We start from the raw sequence: 1,272 nt of genomic DNA on the forward strand, positions 1-1,272 counted from the left end.
GGGACCAGTAATCGATGTGGTGGGCCTCGCACCAGGGCGCGGGGATGGTGCAGCCGGGGAAGGCGCAGCCCCGGTCCCGGGCGGTGAGGGCCTTGCGGATGTGCGGCGGGAAGACCCGGGAGGCCCGGCCGATGTCCAGGACCTGGCCCTCGCCGCCGAGGAGGACCGGGATGATGTCCGCGTCGCAGGCGATCTTCCGGATGGTGGAGGCGGTGACGGGTCCGGTGAACAGCAGCGACCCGGTGCCCGCCAGACTTGGTGAGTGGCGGAATCCTGCGGGGGTGGTCTCCGGCGCAGCGCCGGTGCTGTCCTGGAGCCGGGTGAGCAGGTCGCGGTAGTCGATGGTGGCCATGACCTGCGGGCGGAGCCCGCCGGCGGCGGGCAGGGTTCCGGCCGCGAGAGCGGCCTTGCAGGCGCCGACCAGGCCGTCGAGCAGCTTCTGCGGCCGGGAGCGGAGATCCAGGGCGGGCAGCGCGGGGTCCTCTTGATCTTCCGCGGGCTGATTGCCGGGGCCGGGCAGGTCCTCCGGTGCTGGGCCGGCAGGCGAACCAGCCCCCGCCGGATCGGCGTCGGCGGCACCGGATACACAGGCCGAGACCCGGGCGGAGGCGGCACTGACCGAACCCTGAACGGCGCCTGCAGCCCACTCGTTTCCGGCGACGGAACCCGCACCGGAGGTCGCGTCTGCGGGCCATCCAACACCGAAGGCTGTGTCTGCGTCCCAGCCGTCGCTGACGGCAGAACCGGTGGCGGTGGCAGTGGCTGTGGCGGCAGACCCCTCCCCAGAGGCCGCGTGTGCGGTCCACCCAACACCGGAAGCTGTGTCTGCGGCCCAGCCATCGCCGAAGGCAGTGGCTCCGACGGCAGCACCTCCGGCGGTAGCCATCGCCGCGGGCCCGCCGCCCGTTCCGGCCGCCGGGGAGGGTCCGCCGTTGCCGGTGCGGGGGTTGGTGGCGGTGTTCATGACGGTGAGGAGGTGTTCGAACTGTTCGGTGGTCGCGTAGATCTCGAGGTGGTGCAGGCCGTGGCGCCGGCGGCGGATGAAGGCGCCCTGGAGTTGGCGGAGCAGTTCCTCGGAGGGTTCGGCGCCGTCCTGGTCCAGCGCGTCGGCCCAGCTGCGGGCGACGCGGACGAGGAAGTCGGCGTCGTTCTCGGCGGCCGTGCGGGTCAGGGCGTGTTCCATCCGGGCCGCGGCGTCCGGGTCGCAGAGCGGCCGGACCCGCTCGAGTGCGACGGCGATGACGGTCGCGGCCCGGGAGGCGACCTCGCCGG

At 73.7% G+C, this 1,272-nt stretch carries 1 protein-coding gene; it reads right to left on the reverse strand.

All coding sequences use genetic code 11. The features are described from left to right. On the reverse strand, positions 1–1,272 hold a 1,272-nt coding region (locus AC1DEM_RS21605), incomplete at both ends, for an HNH endonuclease signature motif containing protein (protein WP_476886325.1).

Source organism: Arthrobacter sp. 05T420, from assembly GCF_056396305.1.